The 17,355-nt window shown below is 63.8% G+C and carries 14 protein-coding genes; 10 read left to right on the top strand and 4 right to left on the bottom strand.

What is annotated here, in order from left to right:
- Positions 1 to 18: 18 nt before the first annotated feature.
- On the top strand, positions 19 to 2,292 hold the full coding sequence (ptsP, locus tag PspTeo4_RS19885) for a phosphoenolpyruvate--protein phosphotransferase (RefSeq protein ID WP_322365643.1): 2,274 nt from the start codon (positions 19 to 21) through the stop codon (positions 2,290 to 2,292).
- Between the two features lie 99 nt (positions 2,293 to 2,391).
- On the opposite strand, the gene PspTeo4_RS19880 is transcribed toward ptsP, so the two are convergent.
- Positions 2,392 to 3,138, bottom strand: a complete 747-nt coding sequence (locus tag PspTeo4_RS19880; RefSeq protein WP_322365642.1) for an NRDE family protein — start codon at positions 3,136 to 3,138, stop codon at positions 2,392 to 2,394.
- Between the two features lie 130 nt (positions 3,139 to 3,268).
- Between PspTeo4_RS19880 and PspTeo4_RS19875 the strand changes: the two genes are divergently transcribed.
- The 3 genes from PspTeo4_RS19875 to PspTeo4_RS19865 are packed head-to-tail and all read left to right on the top strand — an operon-like array spanning position 3,269 to position 5,897.
- The gene (locus PspTeo4_RS19875; protein ID WP_322365641.1) at positions 3,269 to 4,051 is read left to right on the top strand and encodes a sulfite exporter TauE/SafE family protein; all 783 of its coding nucleotides are present in this window, start codon (positions 3,269 to 3,271) and stop codon (positions 4,049 to 4,051) included.
- Between the two features lie 16 nt (positions 4,052 to 4,067).
- Positions 4,068 to 4,877 (top strand): prolipoprotein diacylglyceryl transferase, encoded by an 810-nt coding sequence (gene lgt, locus PspTeo4_RS19870; RefSeq protein WP_322365639.1) that lies wholly within the window; start codon positions 4,068 to 4,070, stop codon positions 4,875 to 4,877.
- 48 nt (positions 4,878 to 4,925) lie between these two features.
- Positions 4,926 to 5,897 carry a thymidylate synthase gene (locus PspTeo4_RS19865; protein WP_322365638.1) on the top strand — a complete coding sequence of 324 codons (972 nt, stop codon included), beginning with the start codon at positions 4,926 to 4,928 and terminating at the stop codon, positions 5,895 to 5,897.
- Positions 5,898 to 6,004: 107 nt separating this feature from the next.
- Here the strand turns inward: PspTeo4_RS19865 and cadR are convergent, their stop codons facing one another.
- Positions 6,005 to 6,448 (bottom strand): cadmium resistance transcriptional regulator CadR, encoded by a 444-nt coding sequence (cadR, locus tag PspTeo4_RS19860; protein WP_322365637.1) that lies wholly within the window; start codon positions 6,446 to 6,448, stop codon positions 6,005 to 6,007.
- Between the two features lie 83 nt (positions 6,449 to 6,531).
- Between cadR and PspTeo4_RS19855 the strand changes: the two genes are divergently transcribed.
- The 6 genes from PspTeo4_RS19855 to PspTeo4_RS19830 all read left to right on the top strand — a co-directional run bounded on the left by PspTeo4_RS19855 (position 6,532) and on the right by PspTeo4_RS19830 (position 14,452).
- Positions 6,532 to 8,775 (top strand): heavy metal translocating P-type ATPase, encoded by a 2,244-nt coding sequence (locus PspTeo4_RS19855; protein ID WP_322365635.1) that lies wholly within the window; start codon positions 6,532 to 6,534, stop codon positions 8,773 to 8,775.
- A gap of 10 nt (positions 8,776 to 8,785) precedes the next feature.
- Positions 8,786 to 9,655: a LysR family transcriptional regulator gene (locus PspTeo4_RS19850; RefSeq protein WP_322365634.1), complete on the top strand. Its 870-nt coding sequence runs from the start codon at positions 8,786 to 8,788 to the stop codon at positions 9,653 to 9,655.
- A 288-nt stretch (positions 9,656 to 9,943) separates the two neighbouring features.
- Positions 9,944 to 11,002: a putative 2-aminoethylphosphonate ABC transporter ATP-binding protein gene (locus tag PspTeo4_RS19845; protein ID WP_322365632.1), complete on the top strand. Its 1,059-nt coding sequence runs from the start codon at positions 9,944 to 9,946 to the stop codon at positions 11,000 to 11,002.
- Position 11,003: 1 nt separating this feature from the next.
- Positions 11,004 to 12,728, top strand: coding sequence for a putative 2-aminoethylphosphonate ABC transporter permease subunit (locus tag PspTeo4_RS19840; RefSeq protein ID WP_322365631.1), 1,725 nt, complete (start codon positions 11,004 to 11,006; stop codon positions 12,726 to 12,728).
- Between the two features lie 17 nt (positions 12,729 to 12,745).
- On the top strand, positions 12,746 to 13,771 hold the full coding sequence (locus PspTeo4_RS19835; RefSeq protein ID WP_322365630.1) for a putative 2-aminoethylphosphonate ABC transporter substrate-binding protein: 1,026 nt from the start codon (positions 12,746 to 12,748) through the stop codon (positions 13,769 to 13,771).
- Between the two features lie 132 nt (positions 13,772 to 13,903).
- On the top strand, positions 13,904 to 14,452 hold the full coding sequence (locus PspTeo4_RS19830) for a phosphonate degradation HD-domain oxygenase (protein WP_322365629.1): 549 nt from the start codon (positions 13,904 to 13,906) through the stop codon (positions 14,450 to 14,452).
- 105 nt (positions 14,453 to 14,557) lie between these two features.
- Here the strand turns inward: PspTeo4_RS19830 and PspTeo4_RS19825 are convergent, their stop codons facing one another.
- On the bottom strand, positions 14,558 to 15,922 hold the full coding sequence (locus PspTeo4_RS19825; protein WP_322365628.1) for a GTPase/DUF3482 domain-containing protein: 1,365 nt from the start codon (positions 15,920 to 15,922) through the stop codon (positions 14,558 to 14,560).
- Entirely contained in the window at positions 15,915 to 17,306 is a 1,392-nt protein-coding gene (locus tag PspTeo4_RS19820) for a DUF2868 domain-containing protein (RefSeq protein WP_322365627.1), read from the bottom strand. Before PspTeo4_RS19820 ends, PspTeo4_RS19825 begins: the two co-directional genes overlap by 8 nt.
- Between the last annotated feature and the right edge of the window lie 49 nt (positions 17,307 to 17,355).

Below are 17,355 nucleotides of genomic sequence, written 5' to 3'. Positions count from 1 at the left end.
GGAGTTCGACCCCGAGCCATGCTCAATACGCTGCGCAAGATCGTCCAGGAAGTGAACTCCGCCAAAGATCTCAAGACGGCGTTGGGTATCATTGTCTTGCGCGTCAAGGAAGCCATGGGCAGCCAGGTCTGCTCCGTCTACCTGCTTGACCCGGAAACCAACCGTTTCGTGCTCATGGCCACCGAGGGCTTGAACAAGCGCTCCATCGGCAAGGTCAGCATGGCTCCCAACGAAGGCCTGGTCGGCCTGGTTGGTACCCGCGAAGAGCCGCTGAACCTGGAAAACGCCGCCGATCACCCCCGTTATCGCTACTTCGCCGAAACCGGTGAAGAGAAATTCGCGTCCTTCCTGGGTGCGCCGATCATTCACCACCGTCGGGTGGTGGGCGTTCTGGTTATCCAGCAAAAGGAGCGCCGCCAGTTCGACGAGGGCGAGGAAGCCTTCCTGGTCACCATGAGCGCCCAGCTCGCCGGGGTTATTGCCCATGCCGAGGCTACGGGTTCGATCCGTGGCCTGGGGCGTCAGGGCAAGGGCATTCAAGAGGCGCGCTTCGTCGGCGTGCCGGGCTCGCCGGGTGCTGCAGTCGGGCGTGCTGTGGTCATGCTGCCGCCGGCAGACCTCGAGGTGGTGCCGGACAAGACCGTCGATGACGTCGATGCCGAACTCAAGCTGTTCCAGAACGCGTTGGAAGGCGTGCGCGAAGACATGCGCAAGCTGTCCGCCAAGCTGGCCACGCAGCTGCGCCCGGAAGAACGGGCGTTGTTCGATGTCTACCTGATGATGCTCGAAGACGCCGCCCTGGGTGGCGAGGTAATGGAGGTCATCAAGACCGGCCAGTGGGCGCAAGGTGCCTTGCGCCAGGTGGTCGGCGAGCACGTCAGCCGCTTCGAGCTGATGGACGATGACTACCTGCGCGAGCGCGCATCCGATGTCAAAGACCTCGGCCGGCGCCTGCTGGCTTACCTGCAAGAGGCCCGTTCGCAGTCGCTGGTCTACGGCGACAACACCATCCTGGTCAGCGAAGAGCTGACACCGGCCATGCTCGGCGAAGTGCCCGAGGGCAAGCTGGTGGGGCTGGTGTCGGTACTGGGTTCGGGCAACTCGCATGTCGCGATCCTGGCCCGGGCCATGGGTATTCCGACGGTGATGGGCCTGGTCGACCTGCCGTATTCCAAGGTCGACGGCATCGAAATGATCGTCGACGGCTACAAAGGCGAGGTGTTCACCAACCCCAGCGACGTGTTGCGCAAGCAGTACAGCGATGTGGTGGAGGAAGAGCGCCAGCTCGCCCAGGGCCTCGATGCGTTGCGCGAACTGCCCTGCGTGACCCCGGACGGCCACCGCATGCCGTTGTGGGTCAACACGGGTCTGTTGGCCGATGTTGCCCGCGCCCAGCAGCGCGGTGCCGAGGGTGTGGGCCTGTACCGCACCGAAGTACCGTTCATGATCAACCAGCGCTTCCCCAGTGAGAAGGAACAGCTGGCGATCTACCGCGAGCAACTGGCGGCGTTCCATCCGTTGCCGGTGACCATGCGGACCCTCGACATCGGCGGTGACAAGGCACTGTCGTACTTCCCGATCAAGGAAGAGAACCCGTTCCTGGGCTGGCGCGGTATTCGCGTCACCCTCGACCACCCGGAAATCTTCCTGGTCCAGACCCGCGCCATGCTCAAGGCCAGCGAGGGCCTGAACAACCTGCGCATCCTGCTGCCGATGATTTCCGGTATTCACGAGCTGGAAGAAGCCTTGCACCTGATCCACCGTGCCTGGGGCGAGGTGCGTGACGAGGGCACCGACGTGCCGATGCCGCCGGTTGGCGTGATGGTCGAGATCCCGGCTGCGGTGTACCAGACCAAGGAGCTGGCGCGCCAGGTTGATTTCCTTTCGGTGGGTTCCAACGACTTGACTCAGTATCTGCTGGCGGTCGACCGTAACAACCCACGCGTCGCCGACCTGTACGACTACCTGCACCCCGCGGTGCTGCAGGCGCTGAATACCGTGGTGCGTGACGCCCATGGCGAAGGCAAGCCGGTGAGCATCTGCGGTGAGATGGCCGGTGACCCGGCAGCGGCCATCCTGCTCATGGCCATGGGCTTCGACAGCCTGTCGATGAACGCCACCAACCTGCCCAAGGTGAAGTGGATGCTGCGCCAGATCAACATGAGCAAGGCCAAGGAACTGTTGGCTGAGGCCATGGGCCATGACAACCCGCAGGTTATCCACAGCTCGTTGCAGTTGGCCCTGAAGAACCTTGGCTTGGCGCGGATGATCGGGCCGAACAAGAGCCTCTGAGTCCCGCATCGCCCCCATCGCTGGCAAGCCAGCTCCCACTTGGACCGCGCCGCAGTACCTGTGGGAGCCGGCTTGCCGGCGATGAGGCCGGTGCAGGCGTCAGACTTCCAGCTCAACTTCCCCTAAATGCCCACCAAACGGCCCGAAACTGCGTTCGATCATCCGTCTTTTGCCTTGATCATCCACAATCAGCACAGTGCTGGCCCTGGTTCCATAGTTCTGGCTGGCAATGAACACACTCGACAGCAGCTTCTCGGTCGCCAGCCCAACCCCCGTCTCCGGCAATTCCCCATCCCCTGCCGGTTCAGCATCGGCCAACAACGCCAGCATGCGCTGCGGGTCTGCTGATTCCAGTAATGCTTCCAGCCCGCTTCGCGCCTTCACCAGCTTCGGCCATGGCGTATCCAGCCCGGCATTGGAAAGCCCATAAACCCCGGGAGCCAGCAGTCGTGGCGCGGCTTCCCGGGCATGCAGGTAACCCAGTTGGTGACGATCACCCACCAGCAGATTGAACCCCGAATACTGCCCACTGCGGCTGGCCACCTGGTCGAGATACCCTTCAACCCCTAACTCACCCTGCAGAAACGCCGCCACCAGCTCGCCCCGGCTGCGTGGCCCCAGTGGCTGCCCGGGGTCGCGGATATTGGTGAGCGCGGCGAAGCGCCCTCCAGGCCCGACGCCCAGCCACGTGCCGCCAGCTTCCAGATCACGTCCGGCGTGCACGCCAGGTGCATCCTCCCAAGCCCCCAGAGCCTGGGTGGGGCGGGCATAGAATTCGTCACGGTTGGCCGCGACGATCAGCGGCAGGGCATGCCCGGGCCGCCAGGCGAATACGATCAGGCACATCGGTTGGGCCTCTGTGTTTTTCGCCACTCTACCCATTGGGGCGGCGCCGATCCATCCTGTCACAGAGTTCACTAGAGCCCCGAGCCCGGCATCCGTTACCATGCTGGATTGTTTTCCTTGGGGGCGACGAATGGAGTTCGTACTCTATCTGCTGTTGGGCGCGTGCGCCGGCGTACTGGCCGGGCTGTTCGGCGTGGGCGGCGGCATCATCATCGTGCCAGTGCTGGTGTTCAGCTTTACCCTGCAGGGCTTCGACCCTTCGGTGTTGACCCACCTGGCCGTCGGCACTTCGCTGGCGACCATCGTATTCACCTCGATCAACGCCGTGCTCGAGCATCAGCGCAAGGGCGCGGTGCAATGGCCGATCTTCGCCTGGATGACCCTCGGTATCCTTATCGGGGCCGGTGTCGGTGCCAAGACGGCCTCGCTGATCCAGGGCCCGCAGTTGCAGAAGATCATCGGTGTGTTCGCGCTGATCATCGCCGTGCAGATGGCCCTGGACCTCAGGCCCAAGGCCAGCCTTGGCGTCCCCGGCAAACCTGCACTGGTGGGTGCAGGCAGTGTGATTGGCTGGGCCTCGGCCATTTTCGGCATCGGCGGCGGTTCGCTGACCGTGCCGTTCCTGACCTGGCGCAGCCTGCCCATGCAGCAGGCGGTGGCCACCTCTTCAGCCTGCGGCCTGCCGATTGCCGTGGCCAGTGCCCTGAGCTTCATGTGGCTGGGCTGGCACGAGGAGCACTTGCCGGCCCACAGCCTGGGTTATGTGTACCTGCCGGCATTGGTCGGCATTGCCGTGACCAGCATGTTTTTCGCCCGCTTCGGCGCGCGCCTGGCGCACAAGCTGTCGCCACGTTTGTTGAAACGCCTGTTCGCAGCACTGCTGTTCTGCGTCGGCCTCAGCTTTTTGATTTGAATCGAGAGGAAGTTCCATGCTGCCTTACCCGCAGATAGACCCCGTGGCCGTGGCCATCGGGCCGCTGAAAATCCACTGGTACGGCCTGATGTACCTGATCGGCATCGGCGGCGCCTGGCTGCTGGCTTCGCGCCGTCTGAACCGCTTTGACCCCACCTGGTCCCGTGAAAAGCTCTCGGACCTGGTGTTCTGGTTGTCGATGGGGGTGATCGTTGGCGGGCGCCTGGGTTACGTGCTGTTCTACGACCTGCACCAGTACCTGGCCAACCCGACGCTGATCTTCGAGGTGTGGAAGGGCGGCATGTCGTTCCACGGCGGCTTCATCGGTGTGATGCTGGCGGCCTTGTGGTTCGGCAAGCGTAATAACAAGTCGTTCTTCGAACTGATGGACTTCGTCGCCCCGCTGGTGCCGATCGGCCTGGGCGCCGGGCGTATTGGCAACTTCATCAACGCCGAACTGTGGGGCAAGGCCACCGACGTGCCATGGGCGATGATCTTCCCTCCGTTCAGCGACCCGGCCCAGTTGCCACGTCACCCGTCGCAGCTTTACCAGTTCGCCCTTGAAGGTGTGGCACTATTCGTCATCCTCTGGCTGTACTCGCGCAAGCCGCGTCCGACCATGGCCGTTTCCGGCATGTTCGCGCTGTTCTACGGCATTTTCCGCTTCATCGTGGAGTTCGTGCGGGTACCCGACGCCCAGCTTGGCTACATCGCCTTCGGCTGGTTGACCATGGGTCAGTTGCTTTGCGTGCCGATGATCGTTGGCGGCATCTTCCTGATCTGGTGGGCCTACAACCGTAAACCGACGGCCAAGGCCACCGTTTGAATTTCACGGCAGGGGCGATCCCCCTGCCGTTCTTGTTACAGGTAAGCCATGAAACAGTATCTAGATCTGGTCCGTGACGTCATCGAGAACGGCACCCTGCAGGAAAACCGCACCGGCATTCGCACCATCAGCCTGCCGGGCGCCATGCTCAAGTTCGACCTGCAGAAGGGCTTTCCGGCCATCACCACGCGCAAGCTGGCCTTCAAGTCGGCCATCGGCGAGATGGTCGGCTTCCTGCGTGGCGTGAAGAATGCCGCTGAGTTCCGCGAGCTTGGCTGCAAGGTCTGGGACCAGAACGCCAACGAAAACGCCCAGTGGCTGGCCAACCCGTTCCGTCAGGGCCATGACGACCTCGGCGAGATCTATGGCGTGCAATGGCGCCAGTGGCCGGGCTACAAGCGCATTCCGCTGAGCAACCCGGCGGCGATCGAGATGGCCGAGAAGGCCGGTTTCCGCCAGATCGCCAAGGATGAGGAAGACGGCCAGGCGTTCGTCATCCTGTACAAGGCCATCGACCAGGTGCGTCAGTGCCTGGACACCATCGCCAACGATCCAGGCAGCCGTCGCATCCTGTTCCACGGCTGGAACTGCGCCCAGCTGGACGAAATGGCCCTGCCACCATGCCACTTGCTGTACCAGTTCCACCCTAACGCCGAGACCAAGGAAATTTCCCTGACGCTCTACATTCGCTCCAACGATCTGGGTCTGGGCACGCCATTCAACCTCACCGAGGGCGCGGCGCTGCTGTCGCTGTTCGGCCGCCTGACTGGTTACACTCCGCGCTGGTTCACCTATTTCATCGGCGACGCCCATGTGTACGAGAACCACTTGGACATGCTCAACGAGCAGCTCAAGCGCGAGCCGCTGGAAGCACCGAAGCTGGTAATCAGCGACCGCGTGCCGGAGTTCGCCAAGACCGGCAAGTACGAGCCGGAGTGGCTGGAGAAGATCGAACCGAGTGATTTCAGCCTGCAAGGGTATGAGCACCATGCGCCGATGACGGCGCCGATGGCGGTCTGACTTCACCGGCCTCATCGCCGGCAAGCCGGCTCCCACAGGTGCTGCGCTGATTTCAAGGTCGGGGCGGTCCTTGTGGGAGCCGGCTTGCCGGCGATTGCGGTGTCGGATCAGTGCCCGTGACTGCGCCCCACGTGCGAATGCTCAGTTTCCGGCACCGATACCGCCCCGTTCACTTCCAGTTGCTGCAAGATCGCGCACTCGTCCCCTTGCGCATTGCAACGCTGTCGCAGTTCCACCAACTGCGCTTGCAGCGCCACCAGCCCATCGATCCTCGCTTGCACATGCTCGATATGTTCGTCGATCAGCGCATTGACGCTGCCGCACGAGCCTTCTGGGCTGTCGCGCAGCTGTAGCAGGCTGCGTATTTCATCCAGCGTCATGTCCAGGGTGCGGCAATTGCGGATGAAGGTCAGCCGCTCCACGTGGGCTTGGGTGTACAGCCGATAGTTGGCGTCCGTGCGTGCAGGCTCCGGCAGCAGCTGCTCCCGTTCGTAATAGCGGATGGTCTCCACGGCGCAGTCGGTGGCCTTGGCCAATTCACCGATCTTCATGGCGAAATCTCCAGCAGGTAGCTTGACCCTATAGTGGCTACAGGGTGTTCACTTGGCAACAGGCGCATTTTAAGGACGACCCCATGAACCAGCCTGTCAGTCACGAACACAAGCACGACCATGCCCATGGCGGCGAAAGCCACTGCCACGATTCCCACGCCCACAGCTGTTGCGGCTCCCACGCCGCGCCTGCTCTGGTGCAGCTGACTGAAAAGGCCAGTGACGGGGCGCAGTTCAGCCGTTTCCGTATCGAGGCCATGGACTGCCCGACCGAGCAGACGCTGATCCAGGACAAACTGGGCAAGCTGGCAGGTATCGAGCAATTGGAGTTCAACCTGATCAACCGCGTGCTCGGCGTGCGTCACACCTTGGGTGCTACCGCCGCCATCGAGCGCGCCATCGACAGCCTGGGCATGAAGGCCGAGCCGTTGTTGGACGAGGTGGATGCCGCCACGCCAATCGTGCCGAACAAAACCCGTTGGTGGCCGCTGGCCTTGTCGGGCGTGGCGGCCATTGCTGCGGAAATCATCCACTTCAGCGCCGTGGCGCCCGAGTGGGTGGTGGCCGCGTTGGCCTTGGCGGCGATCCTGGGCTGTGGCCTGGGGACCTACAAGAAGGGCTGGATTGCCCTGAAAAACCGTAACCTCAACATCAATGCCCTGATGAGTATTGCGGTGACCGGCGCGGTGCTGATCGGCCAGTGGCCGGAAGCGGCCATGGTCATGGTGCTGTTCACCATCGCCGAGTTGATCGAGGCTCGTTCATTGGACAGGGCGCGCAATGCCATCAGTGGCTTGATGCAGCTCACCCCTGACATGGCCACAGTCCAGCAGGCTGATGGCCAGTGGCGCGAAGTCGAGGTGCGGCAAGTGGCCATCGGCAGCGTGGCGAGGGTGCGCCCAGGTGAGCGTATCGGCCTGGACGGCGAAGTGATGAGTGGGCAATCGAGTGTCGATCAGGCGCCGATCACCGGCGAAAGCCTGCCCGTCGAGAAGACCGTCGGCGACAAGCTGTTCGCTGGCACCATCAACCAGGCGGGTGCGCTGGAGTACCGCGTGACCGCTGCGGCCGGGCATTCCACCCTGGCGCGCATCATCAAGGCCGTCGAGGAAGCTCAGGGCGCTCGGGCGCCGACCCAACGATTCGTCGACAGCTTCTCGCGCATCTACACGCCGGTGGTATTCGCCATCGCCCTGGTGGTCGCGATCATTCCGCCCCTGTTCATGGCTGGCGCCTGGTTCGACTGGGTCTACCGTGCCCTGGTCCTGTTGGTGGTGGCATGCCCTTGCGCGCTAGTGATCTCCACGCCGGTCACGATTGTCAGCGGCCTGGCCGCGGCGGCGCGCAAGGGTATTCTGATCAAGGGTGGGGTTTACCTGGAGGGCGGTCGCAAGCTTGATGTGCTGGCGCTGGACAAGACCGGCACCATCACCCACGGCAAGCCGGTGCAAACCGATGCACAGGTGCTCGACCCGCTGTTCGAGGGACGTGCCCAAGCGCTGGCGGCCAGCCTCGCCGCCCGCTCCGATCACCCGGTCTCGGGCGCCATCGCCCAGTTTGCCAAGGCCCAAGGGCTGCCGTTGAACGAAGTGACGGGATTCGCCGCCCTGGCCGGCCGTGGTGTGCGCGGCGAGATCGATGGGGAGCTTTATCACCTGGGCAATCACCGCCTGGTCGAGGAACTGGGCCTTTGTTCACCTGAGCTGGAAGCACAATTGGACGCTCTGGAGCGCCAGGGTAAAACCGTGGTCCTGCTGCTCGACCGCTCCGGCCCGCTGGCCCTGTTCGCGGTGGCCGACACGGTCAAGGACAGCAGTCGCCAGGCAATCGCCGAGCTGCACGAGCTGGGCATCAAGACGCTCATGCTCACCGGTGACAACCCCCACACCGCACAAGCCATTGCCGCCCAGGTGGGCATCGATCGCGCCGAAGGCAACCTGATGCCCGAGGACAAGCTCAAGGCCATCGAAGCGCTCTACGCCCAAGGTCATCGGGTTGGCATGGTCGGGGACGGTATCAACGACGCCCCGGCCCTGGCCCGCGCCGAGATCGGGTTCGCCATGGCCGCCGCTGGCACCGACACGGCCATCGAGACCGCCGATGTGGCACTGATGGACGATGACTTGCGCAAAATCCCGGCGTTCGTCAGGCTGTCGCGCCAAAGTGCGGCGATCCTGATGCAGAACATCGTTCTGGCCTTGGGTATCAAAGCGATATTCCTGGCGATCACCTTTGCCGGCATGGCGACGTTGTGGATGGCGGTGTTCGCCGACATGGGCGTCAGCCTGCTGGTGGTGTTCAACGGCTTGCGCCTGTTGCGCAAATAGAGGTTTTTCAATGCTGAGTGCCGAGCTCAAAGCCTTCTACATGGTGGCCCGCCTGGGCAGCATCACCCAGGCAGCCAAGAAGCTCGGGCTCAGCCAGCCCACCGTGACCACGCAGATCCGCAACCTGGAGAGCCAGTACGCGGTGGAGCTGTTCTACCGGGGTGGGCGTCGGTTGGTGTTGAGCGAGGAGGGCGTGCGGCTGTTGCCGATGGTCAAGGCCCTGCTTCAGCAAGAAGCCGATATTGAATTCGAGCTGCGTAACAGCGGCCAGTCCCAAGGCAGCCTGCGCATTGCAGCCACCGCGCCTTACTACATTCTCGATCTGGTGAAAATCTTCCGCGAACGCCTGCCCCAGGTCGAAGTGTCGGTTGAAATCGGCAATTCCCAGCAGGTGGTGGAGATGCTCGAAGACTACCGGGTGGATATCGCCGCCTCATCGCAACTGATGGAAGATGCCCGCCTGGTGCGTCGGGTGCTGGGCAGCGACCCGCTGGTGGTGGCGGTGCATCGCAACCATTCGCTGGCGCATCGGCAGACGGTGTCCATCGAAGCGTTGGCGGGGCAGTGCCTGTTGATGCGTGAAAAAGGTTCGACCACGCGTCAGCTGACGGAACACATGATGCAGACGGCGGGGGTGAAGGCCGGGGCGTTGCTGGAAATTGGCAGCCGCGAGTCGATTCGCGAGGCTGTGCTGCGCAATATCGGTATCAGCGTGATCGCCCGGCACGAGGTGCCGCACAACCCTGAACTGCGGGTGCTGACGCTGGAGGATGCGCCCGTGATGCATGAGTACCTGTACTGTCTGAAGGAGCGGCGCCAGGCGCGGTTGCCGGCGGCCTTTCTGGGGGTGGCGCAGGAAGTGGCGGGGTCGCAGTTCTGACAGTTTTGTAGTGGCCAGGAGGGCCCTATCGCCGGCAAGCCGGCTCCCACATGGACCGCGCCAACCTTGAGATCACCGCTGTACCTGTAGGAGCCGGCTTGCCGGCGATGAGGCCGGTACAGGCAACACAAGACAGTTGCTCCCACAGGTACTGCAGTGATCCTGAGAGGCCCTTATGGCCACTACAAAAATCTGCCTATACCACTATCACCCGCTTTTGCCTTAACGCCACAGAACCGTCTCATTGCCTTCCTAGCATGGCCCCCATCTCTTCGATGAGGCCCTGCCATGAACAACGCCACCCCGGGCGCACAGATGAAAGTGCGCGGTATCCACAAGCGTTTCGGTGCCTTTACGGCGCTCAACAATGTCTACCTGGACATCGCCGCTGGCGAACTTGTCTGCCTGTTGGGGCCTTCTGGCTGCGGCAAGACCACCCTGCTGCGTTGCATCGCGGGTCTTGAGCGTCAGGATCAAGGTGAGCTGTACATCGGCGAACGCGATATTTCCCTGCTGCCACCCCAGGCCCGTGATTACGGCATCCTGTTCCAGTCCTACGCACTGTTTCCCAACCTCACCGTCGAAGCCAACATCGCTTACGGCCTGACCGGCAGTAGCCGCGACGAAAGCCGCCGACGCGTGGCCGAGATGCTTGAACTGGTGGGGTTGTCCGGTAGCGAGAAGAAGTACCCGGGCCAACTTTCCGGCGGCCAGCAGCAACGTGTGGCCCTGGCCCGTGCCCTGGCGCCAGCACCCTCCTTGCTGCTGCTCGATGAGCCGATGTCGGCACTGGATGCGCGAGTTCGTGAGCACCTGTGCACCGAGCTTCGCCAGTTGCAGCGGCAACTGGGCATCACCACGCTGATGGTGACCCACAACCAGGACGAAGCCATGCTGATGGCCGACCGCATCGCCGTGATGAACAACGGCCAGGTCGAGCAATACGCCACGCCCCAGGAAATCTACGACCAGCCCGCCACACCATTCGTGGCCGAGTTCGTCGGGCAGGGCAACTGGTTGCCGTTCCAGCGCAGCAGTGCCAGCCATGCCCAGGTCGGCGCCATGAGCATGCGCCTGGCGCCAGGGGCGGCACCGGCCAGCAGCGGGCGGTTGTTCTGCCGCCCGGAGGCGATTGCGGTCAACCCGGTGGTGCACGAGGAAAATCTGTTCCCGGCCAAGGTCAATGAAATCACCTTCCTCGGTAATCGGTGCCGCCTGAGCTTCGAACTCAAGGCCCTACCAGGCCATGCCATGCTTGCCGAGCTGAGCCCGGAAGCCATGCCGCGTCTGGGTTCGCAGGACATCTGGGTGGCCCTGCCACCGCAGAACCTGCAGGTGTTCGCCTGAGATGGCCGCGCCAATGTCCCTGCCGTTCATCCGGGCCCAGGCAGCGTCGCGCAAGGGTGTCGCCTTGGGTGACCGGTTGTTCGTCGTCGGTGGCAAAAGCCTGCTGCTGATCCTCCTGGTGCTGGCAGTGCTGATGCCCTTGCTGGCGATCTTCTGGCGCGGCTTCAGCGGCGACGCCGGCCAAGGCGGTGGCCTGGCGGCTGCCCGTGAGCTGTTCGCCAGCGACAACTTCCACTGGCTGCTGGGCAACAGCTTGTCGGTGGCCTTCACTGTGGCCGCCATCGTCGTGCCGTTGGCCTACGTGTTTGCCTACGCCCTGCAACGCACACTGATTCCAGCCAAAGGGCTGTGGCGCGGTATTTCCCTGCTGCCGCTGCTGGCGCCATCGATGCTGCCGGCCATCGCCCTGGTCTATCTGTTCGGCAACCAGGGCCTGCTGCGCAGTCTGCTGAGCGACAACATCTATGGCTTCTGGGGCATCGTGCTGGGTGAAGCCATCTACACCTTCCCGCATGCCCTGATGATTCTGCTGTCTGCCCTGTCGTTGGCCGATGCACGGCTGTTCGATGCCGCGTCCAGCATGGGCGCCGGGCCTTGGCGAGCGTTCCACAGCATCACCTGGCCGGCTACGCGTCAGGCGGTGTTCGCCGCGTTCTGCCTGGTGTTCACGTTGACCATCACCGACTTTGGCGTACCCGTTGTGGTAGGTGGGGACTATCAGGTGCTTGCCCTGGAGGCCTACAAGGCTGTGGTCGGTCAGCAGCAGTTTGGCCGTGGTGCCCTGATCGGCATGGTGCTGTTGGTGCCTGCGCTGCTCAGCTTTGGTGTCGATGCCTGGTTGCGTCGGCGTCAGGGCGAGGCCATGAGCGGGCGTGCCCAGGTGTTCGAACCCAAGGTTTCGCGAGGGCGTGATGCCTGCTTCCTGGCGATCGTGTTACTGGTGTGCGCGGCCTTGTTGCTGGTGGTCGGCATGGCGATCTACTCGTCGCTGGTCACGTTCTGGCCTTACAACCTGTCGCTGTCGCTCAAGCACTACATGTTCGAGGACACGGCCGGCGGCGGTTGGCTGGCCTATCGCAACAGCGTGACGATGGCCATCGGCACTGCGGTCATCGGCAGCCTGGTGATATTCACCGGCGCCTACCTGATGGAAAAGACCCAAGGCCAGCGCCTGTTGAACCAGTCCCTGCGTCTGCTGAGCTTCATTCCGATGGCGGTGCCGGGCTTGGTTCTGGGCCTGGGCTATGTCTTCTTCTTCAACCTCAACGGCAACCCGCTGCATGTGTTCTATGGCGGCATGGCCCTGTTGGTGGTGTGCACCATCGCCCACTACCTGACCACCGCGCAGATGACCGCAGCCACTGCCTTGCGTCAGCTTGATGGCGAGTTCGAGGCCGCTGCGCTGTCGCTCAAGGCGCCGTTGTACAAGCACTTCCTGCGGGTGACCGTGCCGATCTGCCTGCCAGCGCTGCTGGACATCGTCCGCTACCTGTTCGTCTCGGCGATGACCACCGTGTCGGCGGCCATCTTCCTGTACAGCCCCGACACCATCCTGGCTGCCGTCGCCGTGCTGAACATGGACGATGCCGGCAACGTCGGCGGTGCCGCGGCGATGTCGACCCTGATCCTGCTGACCAGTGCCGCAGCCTCGCTGCTGCTGGCCGGCGCTTCCCGCGGCCTGCTGCGCCGCTCCCAAGCCTGGCGCCAGCGCGCCGCGACCGTCTGACCTGTAAGGAACCCACCATGCACAAGCACCTTGCACTTGCCGCTGCCGTATCCGCCGTGTTCAGCCTGCAGGCCTCGGCCGCTGGCACCCAGCTGACGGTCTACACCGCCCTGGAAGCCGAACAGCTGAAGAGCTACAAACAGGCTTTCGAGAAGGCCAACCCGGACATCGAGATCAAGTGGGTACGCGATTCCACCGGCATCATCACCGCCAAGTTGCTGGCCGAAAAAGACCGTCCGCAAGCCGACGCGGTATGGGGCCTGGCTGCGTCCAGCCTGGCCATTCTGGACCAGAACGGCATGCTGGAAGCCTATGCGCCGAAAGACCTGGGCAAGATCGCAGCGAACTACCGCGATGCGGCCAATCCCCCAGCCTGGGTGGGCATGGACGTGTGGGCCGCGACCATCTGCTTCAACACCGTCGAGGCCGAGAAGCAAGGTCTGAGCAAGCCAGTGAGCTGGCAGGACCTGACCAAGCCTGAGTACAAGGGCAAGATCGTCATGCCCAACCCGGCCTCATCCGGCACCGGTTTCCTCGATGTCAGCGCCTGGCTGCAGACCTTCGGCGAACCTCAGGGTTGGGCTTACATGGATGCGCTGCACCAGAACATCGGCCAGTACGTTCACTCCGGTTCCAAACCCTGCAAGCTGGCAGCCGCTGGCGAGTTCCCTATCGGTATCTCGTTCGAGTACCCGGCGGTGCAGCTCAAGCGGCAAGGGGCGCCGCTGGATATCGTGCTGCCGAAGGAAGGCCTGGGCTGGGAGATCGAGGCGACTGCGGTGATCAAGGGCACGCCGAAAGCCGATGCAGCCAAGCGCTTGGCCGACTTCTCGGCAAGCCCTGCGGCCATGGAGCTGTACAAGGAAAACTTCGCCGTGCTGGCGGCGCCGGGTATTGCCAAGCCGCAGACCGAATTGCCGGCGGACTACGAGCAGCGCCTGATCAAGAACGACTTTGCCTGGGCCTCGAAGAACCGTGACGAGATCCTGAGCGAATGGCGCAAGCGCTATGATGGTAAGTCGGAGAAGGTGGCACAGCAGTAATTGTCGTCGGCCTCTTCGCGGGTAAACCCGCTCCCACAGTGATCGCGTACAGCTCAAGGGCTACGGGGTACCTGTGGGAGCGGGTTTACCCGCGAAGAGGCCACCTCATTCACCCGTCAGGACACGATTGCGATGCCCACGCGAGCCCAGATCATCGACAGTACGTTCGCTCTTTACGAACGCCATGGTAGCGACGACTACATCGGCGAAGCCATCACCCAGCTCGAGCACATGTCCCAGGCCGCGCAACTGGCCATGGCCGAAGGTTTCGACGATGAAGTGGTGCTGGCGGCGTTCTTTCACGACATCGGCCACCTGTGCGGTGGTGACGCCAGCATGGGCGGCTTCGGGGTGGTCAGCCATGAGCGCATCGGCGCCGAGTATTTGCGCCGCTGTGGCTTTGGCGAGCGCATGGCGCGGCTGGTGCAGTACCACGTGGAAGCCAAGCGTTACCTGACCTTGCGCCAGCCGGGGTACTACGAACGGCTGAGTGAGGCGAGCCGGCAGACCCTTGTGTATCAGGGTGGGGTGATGAGCGAGAGCGAGGCGGATGCGTTCGAGCGAGATCCGCTGTTCGAGGTCAGCCTGCGGATGCGTGAGTGGGATGAGATGGCCAAGGAGGTCGCGGTGCCGGTGATTGATCTGGGGGCCTTGAAGCAGAAAGCATTGGCACTGCTTTGAGAAGTTGATTGTTTGTACTGGCCTCATCGCCGGCAAGCCGGCTCCCACAGGGTAGGTTCAACCTTCAATACCTGTGGGAGCTGGCTTGCCGGCGATGAGGCCAATTCAGATCTGTGAAACCAGCGCCTCCAGCTGCTCCTGCCGCTCCGCCTGATTTACCCGTGCCCCAGGGTTGAGCGTCGACCATTGCGGATGCGCCCGCGCTTTGCTCAACGCCTCGGGCAGCTTGCCCTCACGCCAGGCCTTTTCGTCCAATTCACCCAAGCGGATGCTGTCCTGCGCGGCATGCCCGCGATTATCCAACGCCACCATCAATTGTTGCTGGCGCAAGGCAAGCAGGCGCAGCACCGTGTCATCCACGGTCAGCTCGCGCTGGCCTTTGAGTTTGCCCATCAACCGTGAGCCGTAGTTGCGTGCCGTTTGCAAGGCACCTCCTGCAATCGCACCGGCCAGTGCGGCTGCACCCAGGGTCAGCCCGCCCACCAGCAAATCGACGCCGGCACCTGCCGCTGCACCAGCGGCAACGCCACTGCCTAGGCGCACACCTAGAAGCTTCAGCGTTTCCGGGTTGAACAGGTCATCCCCCCAACGGCCATCCAGCAGCGGCAGTTCGCCGGCATGGGCGTCCTCGCGGCGGAAGGCGTACAGCTTGAGCAGCGACTCCACGCAGCGCTGCTCGCGCTGGCGTACCTCCTGACGCAGCGCCTCGATGGCCTTGGCTTCGGCGGCGGGCTCGGCTTCGACGCTACGTCGGCAGGCAGCACAATCGAGCAGCAGTTCGGCGATCAGACGCTTGCCGCTTTGTCGACGGGCCAGGCGCTGGGCTTGCTGGTCGTCAATCAGCCGTTGCAGGGCGGGGCGGGCGTCTTCCAGCAGCAGCGCCAGGCTCTCGTACAGGCGGCGTTCGCCATCTTCCGGCGGCGCCACGCTGTCGAACCGCACCAGTGCGTGCAAGCCAAGACGGGCCAAGGCTTCACGCCATTCCGGCTCACGGTGTTGGCTGCTGGCGACGAAGTTGAGCACCGGCAATAACGGCTTGCCGCAGCCTGCCAGCACTTCCAGTTCATCGCGATACTTGGCCAGCACCGGCTCGCGGGCGTCGATCACGTACAGGCCGGCATTGCTGGCCAGTAACTGACGCAGCACCTTGGCCTCCTGCTCGAAGCGCTGGCGTGCCTCGCTGCCTTGAAGAAAACGTTCAAGGCGGGCTGGGCCGTCCAGGCGCTCGCCGGGGCGCTCCAGACGTTCCAGGTAATCGAGCAGGGCGATGGCATCTTCAAGACCTGGGGTATCGTAAAGCTCCAGCAGCGGCTGGCCATCCACGGACAGGCGCGCGCCTTCAACGTGACGGGTGGTGCTCGGACGATGGGAGACCTCGCCGAAGCCGACGTCACGGGTCAGGGTGCGCAGCAGCGAGGTCTTGCCCACATTGGTGTGGCCGACCACGGCCAGTTTCAGTGGCTCAGTCATGGCCATGCTCCAGCCAGGTCAGGGGCGAAGTGTCGGCATGTGGCAGGCCCAGGCGGTCCAGGGCGTCATGCCAGTCGCCCAGGCGTTCGGCATCCAGGGCTTCACCCGGTGCTGCCTGCAGCAGCCATATGCGGGTGGCACCGGCATTGCGCGCCAGCTCGGCAAGCAGGGCAAGGCTGCCGCGGTCGGGCGAGCGGCGCGGGTCGCAAGCGATGGCCAGGCGCGCCGGGGGGAAGCGGCTCAATTGCTCGAGCAGACGGTTGCGTGACTCACGGCTGTCGAGCACGCCGGCATCGGTGACCGCCTTGGGCAAGGCGGGCGGCCAGGGGCGTTGGTCGTCCAGCTCCAAACCAACCAGCAAGGCGCCACTGCTGCCGCTCTCCAATTGGCCGGCTTCGAACCGAGGCAGTGCGTCTGGGGCGGCGTCCTGTACGCCAATGCGCTCGCTGCGCGGCATCAGCGCGTCACGCAGGTGGGCATAGCCCGGCAAGCTCAGGTCCAAGGCCAGGCGGTTGCGGCCTTGGCGCCAGCGCCACAGGCAAAGTCCCGCCAACAACAGGCGAGGGAGCAGGCCGTAGACCAGCACCACGCCAAGCAACCAGCTGGCCCACGCCTGTCGGGCAATGTCCAGGGCGGGTAGCGTGTCGCCGCTGGCGCGAATCATGGACTCGTCGGGCGTGGCGAAGCCAAGTAGCGAGGGTAGGGCGCCAAGTGCCTGGGTCAGGTGGATGAACGGTTCAGCGGCCAGCAAGGTGGTTTCCCAGACGAAGCCATAGCGCCGGGTGGCGAGCAGGGCCAGCAGCATGCCCAGCGCGCAGAGCATCGCCAGCAGCCACAGGCCATGCACCAGCAGGCCGAGCAGCCAGCGGTTCAGGCGTTGGCGCTGCAACAGCACCAACAGGGCGGGGGCCAGATGCGCGGCCTTGGCATCACGGGCGAATCGTTCACTTAGCCAGAGCCACAGTCGGCCGAGGCTGGCGCCCTGTTCGCCGCTCAGGGCAAAGCCCACGGCCCAGCCAAGCAGCATCAGCAGGTTCAGCCCGAGCAAGCTGCCCAGGGCCCAGAACACGTTGACCGCTCGCTGGCCGTCGCCGAGGGCTGCAAGTGCCAGGCCTGCGCCGCTGAGAACGGCCATCAGCAGCAATGCCAATAGTGCCAGACGGGCGCCTTGCTTCCAGTGTCGCAGCGCGAGGGTCATGCCATCGCGCTCGGCCAGGCACAGCGCACGGCGCTCGATGCGTGTCGCCAGGTCGCCGCCTTGCTGGCGCGCATGGCGGTTGGCTTCCTGGTCCTCCAGGGGGCCGGCGTGTTCCTCGCGCAGGCGCACCGCTTCGGTGAGCCAGCGCTTGTCGAGTTCAGTCGGTCCAGTCACGAGGTCTTCCATTGCACGGTTCAGGGCAGAAGCATAACCCACGGCGGGTTTGCTATCCTCG

Source organism: Pseudomonas sp. Teo4, from assembly GCF_034387475.1.
Taxonomy (GTDB): domain Bacteria; phylum Pseudomonadota; class Gammaproteobacteria; order Pseudomonadales; family Pseudomonadaceae; genus Aquipseudomonas.
The sequence above is the reverse complement of the archived record's forward strand: the minus strand, read 5'-3'. Positions and strand labels throughout refer to the sequence as shown.

Excerpts from the sequence above, each read along its gene's own strand:
- ptsP (WP_322365643.1), top strand. The coding sequence starts at position 19 with ATGCTCAATACGCTGCGCAAGATCGTCCAGGAAGTGAACTCCGCCAAA.
- PspTeo4_RS19880 (WP_322365642.1), bottom strand. The coding sequence starts at position 3,138 with ATGTGCCTGATCGTATTCGCCTGGCGGCCCGGGCATGCCCTGCCGCTG.
- PspTeo4_RS19875 (WP_322365641.1), top strand. The coding sequence starts at position 3,269 with ATGGAGTTCGTACTCTATCTGCTGTTGGGCGCGTGCGCCGGCGTACTG.
- lgt (WP_322365639.1), top strand. The coding sequence starts at position 4,068 with ATGCTGCCTTACCCGCAGATAGACCCCGTGGCCGTGGCCATCGGGCCG.
- PspTeo4_RS19865 (WP_322365638.1), top strand. The coding sequence starts at position 4,926 with ATGAAACAGTATCTAGATCTGGTCCGTGACGTCATCGAGAACGGCACC.
- cadR (WP_322365637.1), bottom strand. The coding sequence starts at position 6,448 with ATGAAGATCGGTGAATTGGCCAAGGCCACCGACTGCGCCGTGGAGACC.
- PspTeo4_RS19855 (WP_322365635.1), top strand. The coding sequence starts at position 6,532 with ATGAACCAGCCTGTCAGTCACGAACACAAGCACGACCATGCCCATGGC.
- PspTeo4_RS19850 (WP_322365634.1), top strand. The coding sequence starts at position 8,786 with ATGCTGAGTGCCGAGCTCAAAGCCTTCTACATGGTGGCCCGCCTGGGC.
- PspTeo4_RS19845 (WP_322365632.1), top strand. The coding sequence starts at position 9,944 with ATGAACAACGCCACCCCGGGCGCACAGATGAAAGTGCGCGGTATCCAC.
- PspTeo4_RS19840 (WP_322365631.1), top strand. The coding sequence starts at position 11,004 with ATGGCCGCGCCAATGTCCCTGCCGTTCATCCGGGCCCAGGCAGCGTCG.
- PspTeo4_RS19835 (WP_322365630.1), top strand. The coding sequence starts at position 12,746 with ATGCACAAGCACCTTGCACTTGCCGCTGCCGTATCCGCCGTGTTCAGC.
- PspTeo4_RS19830 (WP_322365629.1), top strand. The coding sequence starts at position 13,904 with ATGCCCACGCGAGCCCAGATCATCGACAGTACGTTCGCTCTTTACGAA.
- PspTeo4_RS19825 (WP_322365628.1), bottom strand. The coding sequence starts at position 15,922 with ATGACTGAGCCACTGAAACTGGCCGTGGTCGGCCACACCAATGTGGGC.
- PspTeo4_RS19820 (WP_322365627.1), bottom strand. The coding sequence starts at position 17,306 with ATGGAAGACCTCGTGACTGGACCGACTGAACTCGACAAGCGCTGGCTC.